This window comes from Rothia sp. LK2588 (genome assembly GCF_040946465.1).
Classification (GTDB): domain Bacteria; phylum Actinomycetota; class Actinomycetes; order Actinomycetales; family Micrococcaceae; genus Rothia.
On record NZ_JAYWLS010000001.1, the window covers coordinates 1 to 20,957 of the forward strand.

Genomic DNA, 20,957 nt, shown 5'->3' on the forward strand with positions numbered 1-20,957 from the left:
GGGGGATCTGCTGGATGCAGACCCCGCCCCGGTTGATCTCAGATTGTTTTTAGTAGGCGCCGTCCTTGGCAAAGACCGCCTTGACGGTGCGGAACAGGATGATTAGGTCGCCGGTGACCGACCAGTTCTCCACGTAGTACAGGTCGAGTCGGATCGACTCCTCCCACGAGAGGTCGGAGCGGCCCGAGACCTGCCACAGACCGGTGATGCCGGGCTTGACGAGCAGGCGACGGTAGGCGTCCTCTTCGTACTGCGCGACCTCGGTCTCCAGCGGCGGACGCGGACCGACCAGCGACATGTCACCGATGAATACGTTCCACAGCTGCGGCAATTCATCGATCGAGTACTTGCGGATGAAGCGGCCGATCTTGGTGATACGGGGGTCATCGGCCATCTTGAACAGGATGCCGTTGCCCTCGTTGCGGGACATCAGCTCCTTCTTCAGCTCCTCGGCATTGACCACCATGGAGCGGAACTTAATCATGTTGAAGGGACGGCCGCGGTAACCCACACGGGACTGGAAGAAGAAGATGGGGCCGCCGTCCGACTTGACGATCAAACCCATCAGGAGCAAGAGCGGGGAGAGGAAGATCAGGCCCAGGCCGGAGGCAACAATGTCTACGGTGCGCTTGAGGAAGGCGGAGAATCCTTCCATGCGCGGCGTAGAGACGTGGATGAGCGGCACGCCGTTGAGTGGCTGGGTGTGGATGCGCGGGCCGGCGATGTCGGTCATGGCCGGGGCCATGATGAGTTTGATGTGAGCGGCCGCGAGATCCCAACCTAGGGCGCGCAGCTGGCGGGGGCTGAGCCGATGGCCAGAAGACACCGCCACCGCGTGAATATTGTTCTCGCGGCAGGTCTTGAGGATCTCACGGGAATCGGTGCTGTACCCCAGCACCGGAGCGCTGTTGACTTCGAGCTTGGTGCCCTCTTCGAACCCGGGGAAGTAGAACGCAACCGGGTTCAGACCCGAGAGCTGCGCGCCGTGGAGCGTCTGGTACAGGTGTTCACCGGAATCGGTGTCGGAGATGACCATGACGCGGGTCAGGGCGCGTCCGCGACGGCGCCAGCGGACGAGAATCTGGCGCAGGATCCAGCGTTCGATAACGAGTAGGGATAAGCCGAGGGGGAGTGCCAACAGCACGTAGGTGCGGGCGAAGTCGATCTTCGTGAGGTATGAGAAGATCGCCAGCATGCAGAAAAAGTAGACTGTGGACTTGATGACGAGGCGGTATTCCTGAGAGCCCTGACCCAGGTGGCGTATGTTGCGGGAGCTAGAAACGTCTAAGGCGATGAACCAGAGAATGCCGATGACAACACCGGTAGCCGAGTAGTTCCAGTTGGTGGCGTCTCGCTGAAAAACCTCAGAGTCGCGAAAGCCGAAGCTGATGATGTGCGCCACCACGATGGTGAACGCGATAGCGAGAAGGTCGCCTAGATTGAGCGCGGCAACGATCTTCGGCTGCCACGTGCGTTCACTGCGTGATTCTGCCCAGCGCTGTTCGATGATGGCTTCATTTCCCACCCAGATACCTCGCGTCCATCCCCTAAATTAGACAAGAAGCACCGTGGAAAATTGCGAAACAGGTGCCTCTTGAGTGACATAACATTATAAGAATTTTAAAGCCCTGTGGTTCAAATAGACTCCTCATATGGTAGGTGACGAATCGCTTCATCACCGGGCGCTAGGCCGGCATTCCCCACATATGGGGGCAAAAACCCCATTTTGGGAATACCGGCGCTGACTAGGGTAAACGAACAAAAATTTAAGGTCTCTCCAGGTCAGAGCAACCCAGCGCGGGTCAATATAAACTCGATCACAGGCTGATACAGATGGGGCGTGACGTTGTCGTCCATCGGTACCGCGACCTCGATCTGGCCTTGTTCGGCCGAGACGAACAAGCCTGGGTCGTTGCAATCGGCAATGCCGATGGTACGTAACCCGGCCGAGGCAGCGAAGCCCGCCATACCGTGGTCGGCAACCACCAGATCGGGGATGGGAGCCCCGGCCTGTTCCAGCACCAGTCGCATGGGGCCGGGGAAGTGGGTGTGTTGCAGGTTGCCGTACTGCTCGAACATCACCACGTCCATGATCTGGCGCAGGTCACCGTCGAGAAAACGATCGCCCTCCTGAATCCGCACGATATGAGCGCCGGCTGATTCCGCAGCCCGTGCCAACTCGGCGTAGATAGGAAACAACCCGGCGGGGTGCCCTGTAGCGAAGAGAAGCGAACCGCCGTCCGCCACCGTTTGCCCGAAGATATGGGCGTATTCATTGAGGGCGGCAATGCACTTCTCGGCGCTGATGGTATCGACGCCTTCGAGAAAATCGGGGTCGTCGCTGGTCCCCACCCTCTCCGCCATGAGCTGGAAGACCTTGTCATAGGTCCACTCGCGGGTCCAGCGCACCCCGAATTCAAGGTGTTCATTGCCCGCCACGAAACCGTGCATGTGATCGATATTGTTTTCACGGGCGGTGGCAACGCGGCCGCAAATGCGCGATTCGCGCAGATACTCGGCGAACTCTGGTTCGGTCATCGTGAAGGGACGCAGTTTCAAGGGTCTCGGCTCCGTTCGATCGGTTCAGCGGGTTATTGGAGGTCTGAGGCGGGGACGCGGGACGTGCGGTCGCGCACGAGCTCATAGGTATGCACCAGGGCGGCGGCGGTATCAGTCCAGCGCATGCTCAACGCCCGGGTTCTACCCTGGGCCCCCAGCCGCTGGCGTAATTGCGGGTCGCGTATCATGCGCTCCATGGCCGCAGCCCATGTCTGAGGCGTGCGCGGGGAGACCAGCAACCCGGATTCTTCGTCGGCCACCGCCGTCCTCAGCCCATCGACGTCGCTGGCCAACACCGGCACCCCGCAGGCCTGAGCCTCAAGGGCAACCAACCCAAAGGTCTCCGAGGACGACGGGCACGCCACGATGTCGGCGCGGCGGAAGGCCTGGGCCAGGGCGGCCGGCGGTGCCGGTTCGCGGAGCACCACGCGATCGCTCACACCGAGCTGCCCCGCGCGGTCCAGCAACCGGTCTTCATAATCTGTTCCAGACCTACCGATAATCTCCAGATCAACACGGAGATCCTCGGGGAGTAGGGCGAGCGCCTCGACCAGCAGGTGGGGCCCTTTGAGCGGCTGCGGGCGTCCGGCGAAGACAACGTGCGCGGACGTCGCTGACCCGGCGTGCAGTGCCGGTTGGCTGGGGCTGGGGCTGAATACGCCGGTATCTACACCGGGCGCGATGACGTGGAGTTTCTCGGGTGCGGCGCTATAGAACACGCGCATCTGCTCCGCCTCGATCTCGGTGTTGACCACCAGCGCGGCGGCCCGGGACGCGATCTCTCGCTCCGTCTCGCGGCGCAGTGCTGGCTCCCGGGGCTCGCCCTCGCCGGCGGCGGCGTCTTTGGCGGCGGCGGTGGTGTGCATCGTGTGGACCAGCGGCACCTCGGGCGCGTAAGCGAGCGCTACCGCACCCGAGAGCCAATAGTGGCTGTGGACCACATCGGGGCGGCGACGAGCTGCGCGGCTCACCGCGTGCGCGAAGTCATCGATGAAGCGAGGTAATTGAGCCTTGCTCGCGCCCTCGGCCTGAGGAAGATAGAGGGTGTGCAACACGGCGCGCTCCGAAAGCTGCTGCACCGCGGCTTTGACCGGGGCGGTGGACAGCGTGAAAACCTCCACCGAAATGTGGCGGTGATGGGCAAGTATTGCCCGCAGGGAACGATCGATGTACACGTTCATCCCGCCGGCGTCCCCCTGGCCGGGCTGCGCCACCGGTGAGGTGTGCATCGAGATCAGGTGCAGGTGCAGGGGCCGATCGGCCGCCGGGCCTGACGAATTGGGGGAAGTCTCATTCACGACTCAACTCTAACAAGCGCGTAGCCTGGTCGGTGCGATAAAGTGCAGATGAATCATTGCCCGCTGTCATACCGCCACATGCGAAGGAAACGACATGACCGTTCACCACCACTATGAACCCGTGCGCGCCCCGGGCGCCCCCGAACGCATGGCCGTGATCGATTTGGACGCAGTGGCTCATAACGTACGGCACATCCGCACACTCATCGGCGACCGCACCTTCATCGCGGTGGTCAAGGCAGATGCCTACGGCCACGGGATGGAAGAGGTTGCGCGCACGGTTCTGGGTTCCGGGGCAGACATGCTCGGAGTCGTGCACGTCTCGGAAGCGTTGCGCTTGCGCCGTGCCGGCATCGATGCTCCCATCCTGGCCTGGTTGCACACACCCAACACCGACTTCGAAGCGGCCCTGAACAAAAGCATCCAGCTGGGTGTCTCCGGGTGGGATCTCGAGGCCGTCGCAGAGGCCGCCAGGGCTACCGGATGGCAGGCGCGGGTGCACCTGAAGATCGATACCGGTCTGGGCCGCAACGGTTCAACTCTGGAGAAGTGGCCCGAGCTGGTGCAACGGGCCGCAGAATACGAAGAAGAAGGCGTCTTGCACGTGGAGGGGATCTTCTCTCACCTGGCCGTGGCCGACGAACCGGAACGCGCCGAAAACGCCGAACAGTCCGACGCCTTCGCCCGCGCCGTGGGAACCGCCCGCGCGGCCGGTCTGGCGCCCAAATTGGTGCACATCGCCAATACCCCCGGCACCCTCGTCGCCGTGGACAATGACGATCCGCGTTCCGTGGTCGGCAACGGCGTGCGGGTGGGCTTGGGCATTTATGGACTCTCACCCTTCGAAGGCAAGACCTCCGAAGACCTCGGGCTCATCCCCGCGATGACCGTGCAGACGTTCATTAGCGCGGTCAAGGAGGTGCCGGCGGGGCAGGGCGTCTCCTACGGTCTGCACTACGTGACCGAAAAACCCACGACGTTGGCAGTGGTTCCGGTGGGGTACGCCGACGGCGTGCCGCGTGTGGCCACGGGCGGGCCCGTGCGCGTGTACCCCACGGGTTCCGCCGAACCGAAGACCTACTGGGCGGTCGGCCGGATCGCCATGGATCAGTTGGTGATCGACCTGGGCGAGCCGGGGTTGGCCGACCCCGCCTTGGGCTACCTGGGGGCCAGCGCCGTGCTCTTCGGCGCGGGCGAGGATCCCCGCGTGGAGGAATGGGCCGAGAAGGCGGGCACCATCAACTACGAGGTGGTCACCCGCATCTCCGACCGCATCGAGCGAGTCTACACCGGCGGCGAGCAGAACCTATGACCGAGCCGTTGACCATCGAGCTGGCCGACCCCGAACACACTGGGCGGGTCGCCCGGGCGCTCGCCGACGTCCTGACTGCAGGAGACCTGCTCGTGCTGACCGGGGAACTGGGCGCGGGCAAGACGACCTTTACCCGCAGCCTCGGGGAGGGGCTGGGCGTGCGCTCCGGAGTGATCTCGCCGACGTTCGTGCTCTCGCGCGTTCACCCCAATGTGCCTGACGGGCCGCGTCCCGGTGGTCCCGACCTGGTGCATGTGGACGCCTACCGCCTCTCCAGCGCGGAAGAGGTGGATGATCTCGACCTCGAGTACTCCTTGGATCGTTCGGTGACCGTCATTGAGTGGGGCCGCGGTAAGGTCGAGCACCTCGCGCAGTCGCGGTTAGACCTTGAGCTGACCCGGGTGACGGGGGCGGACGTCGCCGCCGGCCTGGAGTTCGCGGCCGGAACCGACGACTGGGATCACGAGGATTTTGACGACGAAGACACCGACTCGCGCCCTGAACCGCGGCGATTGGTGATCTCGGGGACTGGCCCCCGCTGGGAAGGGACTGCCTGGCAGGATCTCTGGGCTGCCGTGACGAGCGCTTGAACCTGCTACTACACTGGTAGCCGTGCTAGTACTTGGAATCGATTCTTCCGCCACAGCCTCGGTGGCCCTGGGCCGGATAGCGCCCGGCAGCTCCACCGTCGAGTTAATCACTGAGCGGTTCACCGCAGATACCCGCTCCCACGCCGAGGTCATGGCCCCTTTCGTCGCCGAGACCCTTGAACAGGCCGGGGTGACCGCCTCGGATGTCGGGGCGATCGTCACCGGTACCGGCCCCGGGCCTTTTACCGGTCTGCGCGCCGGCATCGTCACCGCGCGCACCCTGGCTTTCGCCTGGGACGTTCCGCTCTTCGGGTTGATGAGCCTCTATTCCCTGGCTGAGCAGGCGGCCGAGCACGCACGCGCCGGTAACAACGCTGAGTTTCTGGTGGCCACGGACGCCCGCCGCCGCGAGGTCTACACCGCGCGCTTCGCGCTGACGCAGTCCGGATACGAACTGAAGGACGGCCCGCACGTCGGCCCCGCCGCGGAGGCGGCCGGGGTGCCGGCCTACGGTGCCGGGGCAGGGTTGTACTCCGATCAGTTGCAGGCGGTAGACGAGTACGCGCAGAGACAGCCTCAGGCCGCCTCGTTGCTGGCCGCGGCCGCCCGCATCGGCGTGGATCACCTCTCTACCGACACCTCGGCGCTCTACCTGCGCGAATCCGACGCCAAGGTGCCCGCCTCGGCGAAGAAAGCTAACCCGTCATGTTAAACGCAGCCCTTCCGGGGAGTCTTCCTGACGGCGCGACGTTGCGGGAGATGACGCTGGCCGATGTGGCCGCCGTCCACGAGGCGGAGATGCGGCTCTTCCCCGCCGACGCGTGGCCGCTGGATATGTTCCTTGCCGAGATCGCGCACCCCACCCGTGGTTACGTGGTGGTGGAACGTGGCGGGGAGGTCATCGGTTACGCGGGGGTGATGTCGGTGGCTGAGACCGCCGATGTGCAGACCATCGCGGTGTTGCCCGCCTACGAGGGGCGCGGTTATGGCCGCGCGATGCTCGCATTTCTGCACGCCGAGGCCGTCGCCCGCGGCGCCGAGCAAGTGCTGCTCGAGGTTCGCGCGGACAATCAGCGCGCGCAAGAGCTGTATCTTCGGTTCGGCTACGTGCATATTCATACCCGGCCCGCGTACTACAACGACGGGGTAGACGCCCTCATCATGCAAAAAGAATTGAAAGACGACAACCATGACTAAACAGCCCCTGGTATTGGGCATCGAGTCCTCCTGTGACGAGACCGGCATCGGCATCGTCCGTGGCACCCAGTTGCTGACCAACACCGTCTCTTCTTCCATGGCAGAGCACGTCCGCTTCGGCGGCGTCATCCCCGAGATCGCCTCGCGCGCCCACCTCGACGCGATGGTTCCTGCCTTGCGTGCCGCCCTGGAGGAGGCACAGGTCAGTCTCGATGATCTGGACGCCATCGCGGTCACCGCTGGCCCCGGCCTGGCCGGTGCGCTCATGGTCGGCGTCTCGGCCGCGAAGGCCCTGTCGGTGGCGACCGGTAAACCCCTCTACGGCATCAACCACCTGGTAGCGCACGTCGGGGTAGGCCTCTTGGACGACTGCGGCATCGAGGGCCACTCCGCGGACTTCCTCGATACGCTACCCGAGACCGGCCTCGGTGCGCTCTTGGTCTCCGGTGGGCACACCGAGATTTTGGCCGTACGCGATATCACTGGCGACGTCGAACTGCTCGGGGCAACCCTGGACGACGCCGCCGGCGAGGCCTACGACAAGGTCGCCCGTCTGCTGGGGTTGACCTACCCGGGTGGTCCGGCCATCGATAAGGCCGCAGGGTTCGGCGACCCCACCGCGTTCCGGTTCCCGCGTGGGCTCTCGGCGCGTAAGTTCATGGGTAGCGCCGATGAGCCAGGTCCGCACCGCTACGACTTCAGCTTCTCGGGCCTGAAGACCGCCGTGGCCCGTGTGGTGGAGGGGTTTGAGGCTCGCGGCGAGACGGTGCCGGTCTCCGATATCGCGGCCAGCTTTCAGGAGGCCGTGGTTGACGTGATCACTCGCAAGGCCATGTTGGCCTGCACCGAGCGAGGCATCGACACCCTGCTGCTGGGCGGCGGCGTGGCGGCCAATTCACGGCTGCGGGCGCTGACCGCCGAGCGGTGCGCGGAGAACGGTATCTCCTTGGTGATCCCGAAGCTCTCGCTGTGCACGGACAACGGGGCGATGGTCGCAGCGTTGGGTGCCCGATTGGTCAGCCAAGGACGTGCCCCCTCCGGCATCGGTTTTGAGGCGGATTCCTCGCTGCCGGTGACCACGATTTCCCTCTAGTGGACCCGTTTTCTGTCTAGCGAATCCAGGGGGTGCGAGCCTGATCCACCAGATAGCTGACCACCTCGCGCAGATCTCCACCGTGGTTTTCAGCGATGGATCGCTGCTCCTGATAGCTGGCGCCGCTCTCAATGATGCGCTGAACCTGACCCAGTTCTTCTACGCAGTTCAGGTCTTCAGCTATCGGTTCCAGCTCGCTCAGCAAGCGCTGGAGATCCTCGGTGACTAACAACTCGTCGTTGGCGTTGTTCTGGATGATGATCGCGTCCAGGCCGTAGCGGGCCGCGCGCCACTTGTTTTCCTGAACGTGCCAGGGCTTCAGCGGCTCCACGCGTCGCCCGGCGTCCAGTTCGCGGGCGGTGTGCTCGACCAGGCACTGGGTGAGGGCGCCAAGCGCGGCGACGTCCGCCAGGGAGGGCAGGCCGTCGCAGATGCGCATTTCCACGGTGCCGTAGTGGGGCACCGGACGAATATCCCAGCGGTTCTCGCTCGGATCGTCGATGACGCCGGTGGTCAGCATATCGTTGAGGTAGTCCTCGTAGTCGTCCCAGGTCGCGAAGTTGAACGGCAGGCCCGCGGTCGGCAACTGCTGGAACATGAGGGCTCGCTGGCTGGCGTAACCGGTGTCGTGACCTTCCCAAAAGGGTGAAGAGGCCGAGAGCGCCAGCAGGTGGGGGTAGTAGTTCGTCAGAGCGTCGATCACCGGCAACACCTTGTCGCGATGGTCGAGGCCGACGTGCACGTGAACCCCATAGATCACCATCTGCCGACCCCAGTACTGGGTGCGATCGAGCATCTTTTGATAACGCTCTTTGTTGGCCACTGGCTGGTCCAGAGACTTAGAGAACGGATGGGTGCCGGCGGAGAAGAAGTCGAGCCCCAGCTCATCGGTGACCGCGCGCAAACTCTCGGCGGCGTTCTGCAACTGACCGACGCCTTCGGCGACGGTGGAGCAGACTCCGGTGACGAGCTCTACCGTGTTATCGAGAAACTCGCCGGTGATATGGGCGCCGTCAGTGGTGTTGAGCAACTCCGGGGCCCGCTCAGGGATGAGCTCCAGCACCTCCTGGGCGCGGGAGGAGAGCTCGCCGGTGGCGCGGTCTACCAGGGCTAGCTCCCATTCGAGGCCGAGTGTTGATTGGGCCGAGGATGCAAATTCAGTCACGTATGTTCTCCGCTCAGCTGGGCTTACTGCGCCCAGCGGCTGGGCTGTGGTTGTCTTTGTTCAATTTTAGAGGTTCAGAGCGGTCGTACATGAATCGCAACTCGCTGGCTGGATGCTCCCTCGCCAAACCGAGTGAGCACGAGCGTAGCCTCGTGGGCTGCGGAGGCCTTGCCGGATTTCTTCTTCGACCCGGCCAACAGTTTCTTGCGCAACTGCTCGGGAACGACGTCTACCCCGCGTTTCTTGATGGTCAGCGCGCCGATGCCTTCTTCACGCACCCAGCGCTTGAGGATCTTATCGTTGATGGGCATGGTGTCGATCACGCGGAATCCCTGGAGTGCGGGGTGATCGATGTCATGGTCTGCCGAGAGGTAGGCGATGCGTTCGTCGAGCAGATGCGCGCCGACCTCCGCCGCGAGCTCCGCGACGAGGTGCGATCGCACGATCGCCCCGTCGGGTTCGTAGAGGTAGCGCCCCAGCTCACCCACGGGGCCGGTGGCGGATTCGCGGTGTGCGCTAGAGATTTCATAGCGGACGCGGGGGTTCAGCGGGTCTGCATCCAGCAGGGTTGCCGTGCGGGCCACCTCGGGTTGCGCCAGCGCGTTGAACCAGAGCACGGCCTCGACTACCGAACCGCCGTGGCTGACCCACTGACACTGGGCACCGTGTGGGATGTGTTCGTGCGGCAGCCCCGGGCCCATTTTCACGCCCATCGCAATCCCGGTGTCAGCCAGGTTGCGGACGAAAGACAGCGGGGGCGCGAAGGCCTCGGGGTCGAAGATGCGCGGCCCGTTGGTACCGCCGCTCTGATCGCGGCGGGCTGGATCCAACCACAATGAGGCAGGCAACTCGCCCGGTGCCGGCCCGAGCTGGCTGAGGTCGGCGTCCTGAACATCTCCCACGAGCACGCGCGCGGTGGGAAACTCGGCGAGGTTGTGGGCCGTCAGTGCCGCGGTGCGCGGATCGATCTCCACTGCGCTGACCGACAATCCGGCCTCGGCGAAGGCCCAGGAATCGGTACCCAGACCGCATCCAAGATCGGCGACCGAGTCGAGACCGGCAGCGCGAAAGCGGGCGGCGTGCCAGCGGGCGACGGCGGTGCGCGTTGCCTGCTCAAAGCCCGCGGAGGTGAAGAGCATGCGCTCGGCGCGCTCGCCGAACTTCACGGCGGCCCTGGTACGGGTTTTGGCCTGGTTCAGCACCCAGGAGACCTGATCGGGGGTGAAACCGCGGTCGCGCAGAGTGCTGGCCGCGGCCAGAGCCGAGGAGGATTCATAGGGCACGAACTCCTCGATGGCCGCAATTTCGGCGGCAGATGCTAAGACTGCAGGGGCAGGGGAGAGGGGTGCGGGCGCGTCGGGGCTTGCTGGGCGATCGAAGGCGGGGCTGAGATCTGTCATCACTGCCTATCTTATAAGGTGCGCTCACCGCGAAACGGAGGGGTTTTCTTGACCTGCTCACGGGGACGGTTCTAAAGTTTGTGTTAGCACTTGAATGTGTGAAGTGCTAAAACCGAAACCGGTTGCAACTGGGTTCGCCGTCACCGCGACGATGGCGCACACAGGGTATGAGCACGTTCAACATTTGAAGACCTACCTCGAGCAGGGAGAAAACATGTCAAACATCAAGCCGCTTGAAGACCGCGTTGTTGTTCAGATCGTAGAGGCAGAGCAGACCACCGCCTCCGGCCTGGTCATCCCCGACACCGCGAAGGAAAAGCCGCAGGAAGCCAAGGTTATCGCCGTGGGTCCCGGTCGCACCGACGACAAGGGCAACCGCATCCCCGTTGATGTTGCCGAGGGCGACACCGTGATCTTCTCCAAGTACGGCGGCACCGAAGTTTCCTACGGCGGCACCGACTACCTGATTCTCTCGGCACGCGACGTGCTGGCTGTCGTCACCAAGTAAGCAACTTTCCGCTCACTACTCATAAGGAGTTGATGGATTCATGGCGAAGCAGCTTGAATTCAACGACGACGCGCGAAAGCACCTGCAGGCCGGTGTCGATAAGCTCGCCAACGCTGTCAAAGTAACCCTCGGCCCCCGCGGCCGTAACGTGGTGCTGGATAAGCAGTGGGGTTCGCCCATTATCACCAACGACGGTGTGTCCATCGCTCGAGAAATCGAGTTGGACAACCCGTACGAGAACCTGGGCGCTCAGCTGGCCAAGGAAGTCGCCACCAAGACCAATGACGTCGCTGGTGACGGCACCACCACCGCGACCGTGCTGGCGCAGGCACTGGTTGCCGAAGGTCTCCGTAACGTGACCTCCGGCGCCGCACCCGGTGAGGTCAAGCGCGGCATCGAGACCGCCGTCAAGGCTGTCTCGGCTCGTTTGCTCGAGAACGCCCGCGAGGTTGAGGGCAACGAGGTCGCACATGTGGCTGCGATCTCTGCTCAGTCGCCGGAAATCGGTGAATTGCTGGCGCAGGCTTTCGAGAAGGTCGGCCAGGATGGTGTGATCACCATCGAAGATGGTTCCACCACCGAAATCGAACTCGATATCACCGAGGGTATGCAGTTCGACAAGGGTTACCTTTCGCCCTCTTTCGTGACCGACGCCGAGCGCGCCGAGGCCGTTCTCGAAGACACCGCTATCTTGCTCTACCAGGGCAAGATCAGCACCGTCACCGAGATCATGCCTGTGTTGGAGAAGGTCGTGCAGGCTAAGAAGCCGCTGACCATCATCGCTGAAGATGTCGACGGCGAGGCATTGTCGACCCTGGTCGTCAACAAGATGCGCGGCAACCTCAACGTTGTGGCGCTGAAGGCTCCCGGTTTCGGCGACCGCCGCAAGGCCATCCTGCAGGATCTGGGTGTCTTGACCGGTGCCACCGTGATCACCGGCGAGCTGGGTGCGTCCCTCGATGCGACCACCATGGACCAGCTGGGCTCGGCTCGTCGCGTGACGGTGACCAAGAACAACACCACCATCGTCGACGGCGCTGGCTCGGCCGAGGCCGTGGCCGATCGCGTGGCGCAGTTGCGTCGAGAGATCGAGCACGTCGATTCGGAGTGGGACCGCGAGAAGCTCAAGGAACGTCTGGCTAAGCTGGCTGGCGGCGTGGGCGTCATCAAGGTTGGTGCCGCTACCGAGGTCGAGGCCAAGGAGCGCAAGCACCGCATCGAGGACGCCGTCTCCTCCACTCGCGCTGCGATGGAAGAGGGCATCGTCGCCGGTGGCGGTACCGCGCTGGTGCACGCCCTGGCTGCCCTGGACGGCCTGACCCTGGACACCAAGGACGCCCAGACCGGTGTGGAGATCGTCAAGCGCGCACTGGTTCAGCCCCTGCGCTGGATCGCCGAGAATGCCGGTCAGGACGGCTACGTGGTGATCGACAAGGTCACTCAGTTGCCGCTCGGTTCCGGCTTCAACGCCAAGACTGGTGAATACGAGGACCTTCTGGCTGCCGGCGTCATTGACCCGGTCAAGGTCACCCGCTCTGCACTGGAGAATGCCTCCTCGATTGCAGCCCTGGTGTTGACCACCGAGACCCTCGTGGTGGACAAGCCCGCCGAAGAAGACGACGACGAGGACTAACGCCCCTATCGTTGTAAAACAGACAAGTTCCCCCTTCTTTGTAATTCATCACAAAGTTGGGGGACTTGTTGTTTTAACTTTCCGCTGAAATTTCCTTGCGGTAACGTTTCTCTGTGCGCTTGAAACCAAGCATGCATACTTTAGGGGTGCCTCACGCAGAGGCAAATGAGTGGATAGCGGTAGAGAGATGAGCGTGCCAGCAGGGGAAGTCGACAGTAGCAGCGTTGACACAAGCCGGTCTGCAGACCGGCCCGAGATCATCAATAATCAAGCGTCTCGCAAGTTCCGTCCCGAAATTCAGGGTCTCCGGGCGTTGGCCGTCTTTCTAGTGGCTGCCTACCACTTCTGGTTCGGTAAGGTTTCCGGCGGCGTCGACGTCTTCCTGTTAATCTCCGCATTCCTCATGGCGGGCTCCTTCACCCGCAAGATCGAGCGCGGCACCTTTGCTGGTTTCCGGGCGGTGGTGGAGTACTGGATCCACGTCTTTAAACGCATCCTCCCGCTGGCCTCGGTCACCGTGGCCGGCGTGCTACTGGGCACCTATCTGGTGCTACCCGAAGACCGCTGGGAATCGATCATTTCCGAGGCGATCTCCGTGGTGTTCTACTACGAGAACTGGTGGTCTATCGCCAACCTCGTCAACTACTACGCCGCCGATTCCTCGGTTGCCTCTCCGTTGCGTCATTTCTGGTCGCTCTCCCTGCAGGGGCAGATCTACATCCTCTGGCCGCTACTGTTTTTGCTCTCCGCCGCTCTGACCCGTGTGCTGAAAATCCGGCCACGCGTGCTCATCGCGACCGTTTTCGGTGTGGTGTTTGCGGCGTCTTTGGCCTATTCGATCTATGTGACCGCCCACTCCCAGCAGACCGCTTACTTCAATACCTTCGCCCGTCTATGGGAATTCGCGCTGGGTTCGTTCACCGCGATCATCTTGCCCTGGCTGAACATCAACCGCTACCTCCGCGCAGTCATGGGTTGGGTCGGCATCGTCATGATCGTGTCCTGTGGATTCATTTTCAATGTTGAGGGTGCGTTCCCCGGGTACGCGGCCCTCTGGCCGACTCTGGCCGCGGCCTTCATCATCACGGCCGGCGACACGCAAACCCGTTTCGGCCCGGAGAAACTTCTAACCCTCCCGCCGCTGTTGAAGCTGGGCAACATCTCCTATGCTCTCTACCTAGTGCACTGGCCGTTGCTGGTGTTCTACCTGCACCGCAACCACGCCGAAAAAGCGGGGATCGTCTCCGGCGTGGGGTTGTTGGGTATCTCGCTCGTACTCGCCTGGTTGCTCACCGAGTTCGTCGAGAAACCCGTGCGCTCGCAGAAGAGACTGGATAGCTCCAACGTGCGACGACTGGCCGTCGTCGCTGCGTGTCTGGCGGTTGCCCTCGTCCCAGCCTTCGGCTGGCAGTCCAAAATCTCCTACGACACCGCCCAGGCTGAGGAGATGAAGGAGCTGAATAACCCCGGCGCGCGCGTCCTGATGGACGAAGACCCTGCGACCGTCACCCCCGAAGCAGAACCGTTGCCGGCCTTGGCCAAGTTGCGCGAAGACTGGGCCTCCATGGGCCCCGGCTGCACCCCGGAGAACCTGCCCTTCTCGACCAGCACCGACATTAGCAAGCTCTGCATGGTTGGTAATGACCCCGAAAACCCCACCAAGACCGTGGTAGCCGTGGGTAACAGCCACATGCAGGTGTGGGCGCCTGCCGTCACCGAACTGGCCAAACAAGAGAACTGGCGTCTCTACTACTTCGTCTTGGGCGCTTGCTTCTACCCCGAGGGTGAGAACCACATTGAAAAGTGCTCCACCTTCTCGCAACAATCGCGCCAGTTCATCAAAGACTCCGGTGCCGAGACCGTAGTTCTCACCGGAACCAAAGCCCAGAACGACGGACCCGACGAGGTTACCGATACCATGGTGGCCAGCATCCGCGAACTCAACGATGCAGGTACCTCCGTGTTAGCACTCCGGGATCACCCGCGCTTCTCCTCCGGATTCTTTGACTGCATTGAAACTGAGCATTGCCAGAAACCCTCCGGCCTCGATGTGAACGAAAACCCATTGGCGAAGTACGAGTCAGAACTGCCCCTCTTCGCTACCGTAGACATGAATGCCTACGTGTGCCCCCAGGGCACCTGTCCCTCTCAGATCGGAAACGTTTACACCTATATGGACGATAACCACATCACGAAAACCTACGTGGAAACCACCAGCGACATCTTCGTCGCTCGCGCCCGCGAGGCCATGTCGAGACAGGGAATTTAATGTCGAAACAATCCGTTGAACCACAGCCTCTCCTCGACGCCAACTTTCTCGAGACCCGAGGGTTCCGACCGGAGATCCAGGGCCTTCGCGCGCTCGCGCTGTTCCTGGTGGTCTCGTATCACATCTGGTTCGGCCGCGTCTCCGGCGGCGTTGACGTCTTCCTGTTCATCTCGGCGTTCCTGCTCTCGCTGTCGAACATGCGTAAGATCAACGAGGGTAAGCCGCTGAAACCGGTGGCCTACTGGCTACACGTCTTCCAGCGTTTGCTACCGGCCGCGGCCACCGTCATCGCCGCCACCGTCGCCGCCGCGTTCTATTTCCTGCCGACTACCCGACTGCTCAGCATCGTCCAAGACGCTTTCGCGGCGATGCTGTACTTCCTCAACTGGCGGTTGGCGATTAACTCGGTCGACTATTACGCGCAGGACGCCGCGGGCAAGACCCCCTTGCAGCACTACTGGTCGCTGTCGATGCAGGGCCAGATCTTCGTGCTGTGGCCGTTGCTGTTCCTAGTGGTGGGGCTTATCGCCCGCCGCATGGGTAAACATTTGGTCGTCACCGCGGCCGCTGTCTTCGGTACCATTTTCGCGGTATCTCTGGCTTTCTCCGTCTACGAAACCGCTACCAACCAGGGCTTCGCCTACTTTGATACCCGAACCCGACTCTGGGAATTCGCCGCCGGTACGTTGCTGGCGCTGATCACCTTCAAGTGGAAACCCCCGCAGGCGCTCCGCGTTCCCATAGGCTGGCTCGGCGTGATCGGTTTGATCTCCTGTGGATTCGTGTTGCCGGTGGAGAGCTCCTTCCCGGGTTACCTGGCGCTGTGGCCGCTGGTTTCTGCCGCCATGGTTATTCTCGCCGGACAAACCGGTTCGCCGATGGGCGCAGACCGCATCTTGGCGTCCAAGCCCTTCTTGAAACTGGGCGAAATCTCCTACGCTCTCTACCTGGTGCACTGGCCGGTCTTCATCTTCTACACCGCCAAGACCGGTGTGAACCACCCAAACTTCCTCGTCGGTACCGCGCTCATCGTCTTCTCGATGCTCGTGGCCTGGCTGATTCACCGTTTCATCGAACAACCCCTGCGCAAGGCCGGCACCCGTAAAAAGCCTGCCGAAGCCCCCGGTCACGGCACTACGGGCCGCGCGGCGGCTGGGTCGGTTTCGGCTCGTCCGGCACGTACTCGTCGCACCTTCTCGCCCGTCCTCACCTCGCTGGCCGTCATCGGCGGTTGCCTGCTTTTGGTGGGTACCCCGCTGCTGGGTGCCAAGTCGTGGTTAAGCGAACGCAACGAACAGCAGAAAGCCCAGGCCACTCAGGCCGGCAGCGAACAGTTCCCCGGTGCGCTGGCCATCGGCAAGGGCAACCAAGAATATGACGCCCCACCTATCCCGGTGAGCGAACCGCTCTCGCAGTACGACGGGCTCACGCCCGGATCGTGTACAGGTGATTTCGCTCCCGCGCACTCCGAGCTCAATAAGCTCTGCGGTGTCGAACAGAATACCGACCCCAACGGTCCCTCGATCATGGTGATCGGCGGTTCGCATACCGGCCAGTCGATCGCTTTTTACCGCGAGGTCGCTCGGGAGAAGAAGCTGAACCTGATCGACCTGCACACCGGTGGTTGCCGCTACCCCTTGGCCGCCGAGCCCAACCCCACCGAGGACTGCCTGACGTACAACCGCGTGATCGCAGACGAAGTGATCAAGAAACGCCCGACTTTCGTGGCGCTGATGATCACCCAGACCGATCCGGCGTCGAACCGCGAGGTTCGAGTGCCAAACATCGAGGCGGAAACCAATCGTTTCACCGAGGCCGGCATCAAGGTCATCGGCCTGCGCGACAACCCGCGCTGGTCCAAGAGCAACTACGAGTGCGCGCAGATGGCCCAAGACAACCTGACCAGCTGCTCGGCCCCGGTAGGGGAGAAGCTCGCCGAGGTGAACCCGGCTCAAGAGATGATCGATGCTAACGAGCTGATCTATGGTTTGGATTTCACCGAGGAATACTGCCCCGATGGCACCTGCCAGCCGATCATCGGCAATATCTACGTCTACATGGACGACAACCACATCGGCAAAGCGTTCGGCGTCACCCTGACCGATTTCGCGCTAGACCAGCTGGATAGCCAGCACTGGCTCGAGGGGGTCTAGGCGATTCCAAACCCACGAGCGACCGCGCCAGTTGACGACCGGCGTCCTGCCAGAGCACCCCAGCGCGCGTTTCGCCCTGAAGTTCAGGGCCTCCGCGCGCTGGCGGTGTTACTCGTGGCCGCCTATCACTTCTGGTTTGGGCGGGTTTCCGGGGGCGTAGACGTCTTCCTGCTGATTTCTGCGTTCCTTATGGCGGGGTCGTTCACCCGCAAGATCGAGAACGACACCTTTGCCGGTTCCGAGACGCTCATCAAGTATTGGCTACACGTCTTCAAGCGCATTCTGCCACTGGCCACGCTGACCGTGGGATTGATTCTGGTAGCGACCCACCTGATGATGCCCCCGGAGCGGTGGCTCACGCTGTTAGACGAGGCCAAATCGGTCATGCTGTACCGCGAGAACTGGTGGTCGATCAAGCACATGGTCGACTACTACGCCGCCGACAGCTCCCTGGCCTCACCGTTCCGTCACTTTTGGTCCCTCTCCCTGCAGGGGCAAATCTACTTCTTGTGGCCGCTGATCTTTCTCGTGGCCTGGTTGCCCATTAAGTACCTGAGGCTGCCTGCCCGGCCTCTGCTGGCGGTAGTCTTCGGCCTAATCTTCGTCGGCTCCCTGTGGTACTCGGTTCGTGAGACCGCCCTGCATCAGCAAACCGCCTACTACAACACCTACGCGCGGTTGTGGGAGTTTGCCCTCGGTACGCTGGCGGCGATCGTCCTGTCCATGATCACCCTCCCCGCCGTGGTACGTGCAGTGATGGGGTGGCTGGGCATCGCGATGATCATCTCCTGTGGGTTTGTGCTGGACGTCCAGGGCCAGTTCCCCGGGTACGCCGCCCTCTGGCCCACGCTGGCGGCCGTGTTCATCATCGCCGCCGGAGACACCGGCACCCAGTGGGGGCCTGAGAAACTCCTGACCCTCCCGCCGCTGTTGAAGCTGGGCAATATCTCCTACGCCCTGTACCTGGTGCACTGGCCGATCTTGGTGTTCTACCTGAACTGGGTCAAGCAGGAGAAGGCGGGCCCCCTCGCCGGCGTCGTCATGCTCGCCGCGTCGATCGTGATCGCCTGGGTCATGACGAAGTTCGTCGAGACCCCGCTGCGTAGCTGGCGCTGGACCAACACCTATTCGTTGCCGGCTCTGGGCATGATCCTGGCCTGCCTCGTGATGATCTTGGCACCCGTCAATTATTGGGCCAACGACATTCATCAGACAGTGCAACAGGCGCAGAACCAGCGGGGTCTCAACAACGAAGGGGCCAAGACTCTCGAGGCTGGCTACGTTTACCGTGGCGCCGAAGATCCGGTGTTGATACCCGTTCGCACCCAGGCAACGGACTGGGCCGACATGGGCCCGTTGTGTACCGAGACCAACCCGGAGTGGAGTCTCGACGCTGAACAACAGGCCAACTGCCACCACACCAAGGTCACCGAGCACCCCACCCGCACGGTGGGCGCGGTGGGCAACAGCCATATCCAAATGTGGGCGCCGGCGCTGCAGACCACGGCGGAGGCCAACGGTTGGGACTTGGTGATGATGACGCACGGCGGGTGCTTCTTCGCTCCTGAGGACGTGCGCGATGACGAGTTCTACGACGACTGTATGACCGCCGCCGACTCACAGGCAAAACTGATCGAGCAGCTAGACCCCGATCTGGTGATTCTCAACGGAACCATCTCGGCCGCGGGTGAGCAAGACCGAGTGACCCCCGGAATCGAGAAGCGGGTAGCAGAGTTGACCGATGCGGGTAGGGAAGTGATTGGAATCCGCGATACCCCGCGCATGGTCACACAACATAAGGAATGCCTCGACAAGCTGGGTACGGTGGCGACCTGTGGCCAACCTGCGGGGCAGGACGTCCATCACGATCCACAGCTTGAGTTGCAACAAAAGTACGCCGGTTTCAGTGCGGTCAATATGTCCGACGTGGTGTGCCCCGACAATGAATGCCCGGTGGTCATCGGCAATGTCTACGTGTATCAGGATTACGACCACATCACCGCCACCTACGTGGCGACCACGGTGGACTTCATGAACCAGAGAATGCAACAGGCCCTGAAACAGGTCAAAACCCACTCCAGCTAACCCCTGTCTGTACCGATGCCATATCATGGATGTTTCGGCAGGGTCACAGTTCTTGCCCCTCCCGCCCCACCTGGCGCGGGGGATAGTATGGAGGGTGAGAACTCATATGGGTGACCCGCGCGCTCACCACCTAGCAACCGAAAGGTTATACGGTTAATGACTACGCCTACCGCTTTGTCAGATGATCCTTTTGGCTTCACCGGCCTCACCTACGACGACGTGCTGTTGCTCCCGGGCAACACCGACGTCAACCCCGCCGAGGCGAACACCGGAACGAAGCTCTCTAAACGCATTACGCTGAACACCCCGATCATCTCGGCGGCGATGGATACCGTTACCGAGTCGGAGCTGGCGATCGCCATGGCCCGGTTGGGTGGTATGGGTGTGCTGCACCGTAATCTTTCCATCGAAGATCAGGCCTCGCATGTGGACCGCGTGAAGCGTTCGGAATCGGGCATGATCACCAACCCGGCCACCATCGGCCCCGACGCCACCATCGAAGAGCTGGATCGCGTATGCGGTCACTTCCGCGTCTCCGGCTTGCCGGTCGTCGACGACGAAGGTATTCTGCTGGGTATCATCACCAACCGCGACATCCGCTACCTGCCCGAGACAGATTATGAGAAGCGAACCGTCCGCGAAGTCATGACCCCCATGCCGCTGATCACCGGCCGCGAAGGCATGAACAAGGACGAAGCCTTCGAGTTGCTCTCCGGCAACAAGATTGAAAAGCTTCCGCTGGTTGACTCGGCGGGTAAGCTCACCGGTCTGATCACCGTGAAGGACTTCATCAAGACCGAGCAGTACCCCAACGCCACCAAGGACGACGAAGGTCGCCTGCGCGTGGGCGCGGCAGTGGGCTTCTTCGGCGACGGTTACGAACGCGCCATGAGCCTCATCGAGGCCGGTGTAGACGCGTTGTTCATCGACACCGCCAATGGCCACTCCCAGGGTGTTTTGGACATGATCGCCCGCCTGAAGAAGGACTCGGCGGCCGATCACGTCGACATCATCGGCGGACAGGCCGCCACCCGCGAGGGTGCTCAGGCTATCATCGATGCCGGCGCAGACGGCGTGAAGGTGGGTGTTGGCCCCGGTTCGATCTGCACCACCCGCATCATCGCTGGTGTGGGCGTACCTCAGGTGACCGCCGTGAACGAGGCCGCCAAGGCCGCTATCCCCGCCGGCGTGCCGGTCATCGCCGACGGTGGCATGCAGCACTCCGGTGAAATCGGCAAGGCCCTGGTGGCCGGCGCCGACTCCGTGATGATGGGTTCGATGCTGGCGGGCACCACTGAGGCACCGGGCGACCTGATCTTCGTCGACGGCAAACAGTTCAAGGCCTACCGCGGCATGGGCTCGCTGGGCGCGATGGTGACCCGCGGCCGCCACAAGTCGTACTCGAAAGACCGCTACTTCCAGGCAGACGTCAAGGGCGAAGACAAGCTAATCCCCGAGGGCATCGAAGGTCAGGTGCCTTTCCGCGGCCCGCTGTCTTCGGTGATTCACCAGCTCGAAGGCGGCCTGCGCCAAACCATGTTCTACGTGGGTGCCCGTTCGATCGACGAACTGAAGACCAAGGGCAAGTTCGTGCGCATCACCCCGGCGGGTCTGAAGGAATCGCACCCGCACGACATCATGATGACCGTCGAAGCCCCCAACTACCGCCGCTAGTCGCCGCGGGCGTCCTGAAAG

16 protein-coding genes are annotated in these 20,957 nt (G+C 62.6%); 11 read left to right on the forward strand and 5 right to left on the reverse strand.

All coding sequences use genetic code 11. The features are described 5' to 3' along the window. Window positions 1-49: 49 nt before the first annotated feature. From VVR12_RS00005 to VVR12_RS00015, 3 genes are all read right to left on the reverse strand, one after another. Window positions 50-1,525: a sugar transferase gene (locus tag VVR12_RS00005; protein ID WP_368549070.1), complete on the reverse strand. Its 1,476-nt coding sequence runs from the start codon at window positions 1,523-1,525 to the stop codon at window positions 50-52. A 257-nt stretch (window positions 1,526-1,782) separates the two neighbouring features. Further along, window positions 1,783-2,538 (reverse strand): phosphatase, encoded by a 756-nt coding sequence (locus tag VVR12_RS00010; protein ID WP_368549914.1) that lies wholly within the window; start codon window positions 2,536-2,538, stop codon window positions 1,783-1,785. Window positions 2,539-2,591: 53 nt separating this feature from the next. Further along, window positions 2,592-3,857, reverse strand: a complete 1,266-nt coding sequence (locus VVR12_RS00015) for a glycosyltransferase (protein WP_368549071.1) — start codon at window positions 3,855-3,857, stop codon at window positions 2,592-2,594. A 94-nt stretch (window positions 3,858-3,951) separates the two neighbouring features. Between VVR12_RS00015 and alr the strand changes: the two genes are divergently transcribed. Genes alr through tsaD form a run of 5 tightly spaced genes read left to right on the forward strand, consistent with a single transcriptional unit; the run spans window position 3,952 to window position 8,049 of the window. Continuing rightward, a complete protein-coding gene (gene alr, locus VVR12_RS00020; protein WP_368549072.1) occupies window positions 3,952-5,169 on the forward strand; it encodes an alanine racemase in 1,218 nt (405 codons plus the stop codon). Next, the gene (gene tsaE, locus VVR12_RS00025; RefSeq protein WP_368549073.1) at window positions 5,166-5,759 is read left to right on the forward strand and encodes a tRNA (adenosine(37)-N6)-threonylcarbamoyltransferase complex ATPase subunit type 1 TsaE; all 594 of its coding nucleotides are present in this window, start codon (window positions 5,166-5,168) and stop codon (window positions 5,757-5,759) included. Before alr ends, tsaE begins: the two co-directional genes overlap by 4 nt. Before the next feature lie 22 nt (window positions 5,760-5,781). Next, window positions 5,782-6,471: a tRNA (adenosine(37)-N6)-threonylcarbamoyltransferase complex dimerization subunit type 1 TsaB gene (gene tsaB, locus VVR12_RS00030; RefSeq protein ID WP_368549074.1), complete on the forward strand. Its 690-nt coding sequence runs from the start codon at window positions 5,782-5,784 to the stop codon at window positions 6,469-6,471. After that, window positions 6,465-6,956, forward strand: a complete 492-nt coding sequence (gene rimI / locus VVR12_RS00035; protein WP_368549075.1) for a ribosomal protein S18-alanine N-acetyltransferase — start codon at window positions 6,465-6,467, stop codon at window positions 6,954-6,956. Before tsaB ends, rimI begins: the two co-directional genes overlap by 7 nt. Further along, window positions 6,949-8,049 (forward strand): tRNA (adenosine(37)-N6)-threonylcarbamoyltransferase complex transferase subunit TsaD, encoded by a 1,101-nt coding sequence (gene tsaD / locus VVR12_RS00040; RefSeq protein ID WP_368549076.1) that lies wholly within the window; start codon window positions 6,949-6,951, stop codon window positions 8,047-8,049. Before rimI ends, tsaD begins: the two co-directional genes overlap by 8 nt. Window positions 8,050-8,065: 16 nt before the next feature. Here tsaD and VVR12_RS00045 read toward each other — a convergent pair whose 3' ends face one another. Together VVR12_RS00045 and VVR12_RS00050 are read right to left on the reverse strand one after the other, a co-directional pair. Then, window positions 8,066-9,214: a glutamate--cysteine ligase gene (locus tag VVR12_RS00045; protein WP_368549077.1), complete on the reverse strand. Its 1,149-nt coding sequence runs from the start codon at window positions 9,212-9,214 to the stop codon at window positions 8,066-8,068. Window positions 9,215-9,288: 74 nt separating this feature from the next. Next, on the reverse strand, window positions 9,289-10,614 hold the full coding sequence (locus VVR12_RS00050; protein WP_368549078.1) for a THUMP-like domain-containing protein: 1,326 nt from the start codon (window positions 10,612-10,614) through the stop codon (window positions 9,289-9,291). A gap of 214 nt (window positions 10,615-10,828) precedes the next feature. Between VVR12_RS00050 and groES the strand changes: the two genes are divergently transcribed. The 6 genes from groES to guaB all read left to right on the forward strand — a co-directional run bounded on the left by groES (window position 10,829) and on the right by guaB (window position 20,936). After that, window positions 10,829-11,122: a co-chaperone GroES gene (groES, locus tag VVR12_RS00055; protein WP_368549079.1), complete on the forward strand. Its 294-nt coding sequence runs from the start codon at window positions 10,829-10,831 to the stop codon at window positions 11,120-11,122. 40 nt (window positions 11,123-11,162) lie between these two features. Then, a complete protein-coding gene (gene groL / locus VVR12_RS00060) occupies window positions 11,163-12,755 on the forward strand; it encodes a chaperonin GroEL (RefSeq protein ID WP_368549080.1) in 1,593 nt (530 codons plus the stop codon). A 193-nt stretch (window positions 12,756-12,948) separates the two neighbouring features. Then, window positions 12,949-15,024, forward strand: coding sequence for an acyltransferase family protein (locus VVR12_RS00065; protein WP_368549081.1), 2,076 nt, complete (start codon window positions 12,949-12,951; stop codon window positions 15,022-15,024). After that, window positions 15,024-17,177 (forward strand): acyltransferase family protein, encoded by a 2,154-nt coding sequence (locus VVR12_RS00070; RefSeq protein ID WP_368549082.1) that lies wholly within the window; start codon window positions 15,024-15,026, stop codon window positions 17,175-17,177. Before VVR12_RS00065 ends, VVR12_RS00070 begins: the two co-directional genes overlap by 1 nt. Before the next feature lie 3 nt (window positions 17,178-17,180). Continuing rightward, the gene (locus VVR12_RS00075) at window positions 17,181-19,262 is read left to right on the forward strand and encodes an acyltransferase family protein (protein ID WP_368549915.1); all 2,082 of its coding nucleotides are present in this window, start codon (window positions 17,181-17,183) and stop codon (window positions 19,260-19,262) included. A gap of 156 nt (window positions 19,263-19,418) precedes the next feature. Then, complete coding sequence (gene guaB / locus VVR12_RS00080; protein WP_368549083.1) at window positions 19,419-20,936, forward strand: IMP dehydrogenase; 1,518 nt, start codon at window positions 19,419-19,421, stop codon at window positions 20,934-20,936. Window positions 20,937-20,957 lie beyond the last annotated feature (21 nt).

Excerpts from the sequence above, each read along its gene's own strand:
- groL (WP_368549080.1), top strand. The coding sequence starts at position 11,163 with ATGGCGAAGCAGCTTGAATTCAACGACGACGCGCGAAAGCACCTGCAG.
- VVR12_RS00010 (WP_368549914.1), bottom strand. The coding sequence starts at position 2,538 with ATGACCGAACCAGAGTTCGCCGAGTATCTGCGCGAATCGCGCATTTGC.
- groES (WP_368549079.1), top strand. The coding sequence starts at position 10,829 with ATGTCAAACATCAAGCCGCTTGAAGACCGCGTTGTTGTTCAGATCGTA.
- guaB (WP_368549083.1), top strand. The coding sequence starts at position 19,419 with ATGACTACGCCTACCGCTTTGTCAGATGATCCTTTTGGCTTCACCGGC.
- tsaD (WP_368549076.1), top strand. The coding sequence starts at position 6,949 with ATGACTAAACAGCCCCTGGTATTGGGCATCGAGTCCTCCTGTGACGAG.
- rimI (WP_368549075.1), top strand. The coding sequence starts at position 6,465 with ATGTTAAACGCAGCCCTTCCGGGGAGTCTTCCTGACGGCGCGACGTTG.
- VVR12_RS00050 (WP_368549078.1), bottom strand. The coding sequence starts at position 10,614 with ATGACAGATCTCAGCCCCGCCTTCGATCGCCCAGCAAGCCCCGACGCG.
- VVR12_RS00070 (WP_368549082.1), top strand. The coding sequence starts at position 15,024 with ATGTCGAAACAATCCGTTGAACCACAGCCTCTCCTCGACGCCAACTTT.
- tsaE (WP_368549073.1), top strand. The coding sequence starts at position 5,166 with ATGACCGAGCCGTTGACCATCGAGCTGGCCGACCCCGAACACACTGGG.
- alr (WP_368549072.1), top strand. The coding sequence starts at position 3,952 with ATGACCGTTCACCACCACTATGAACCCGTGCGCGCCCCGGGCGCCCCC.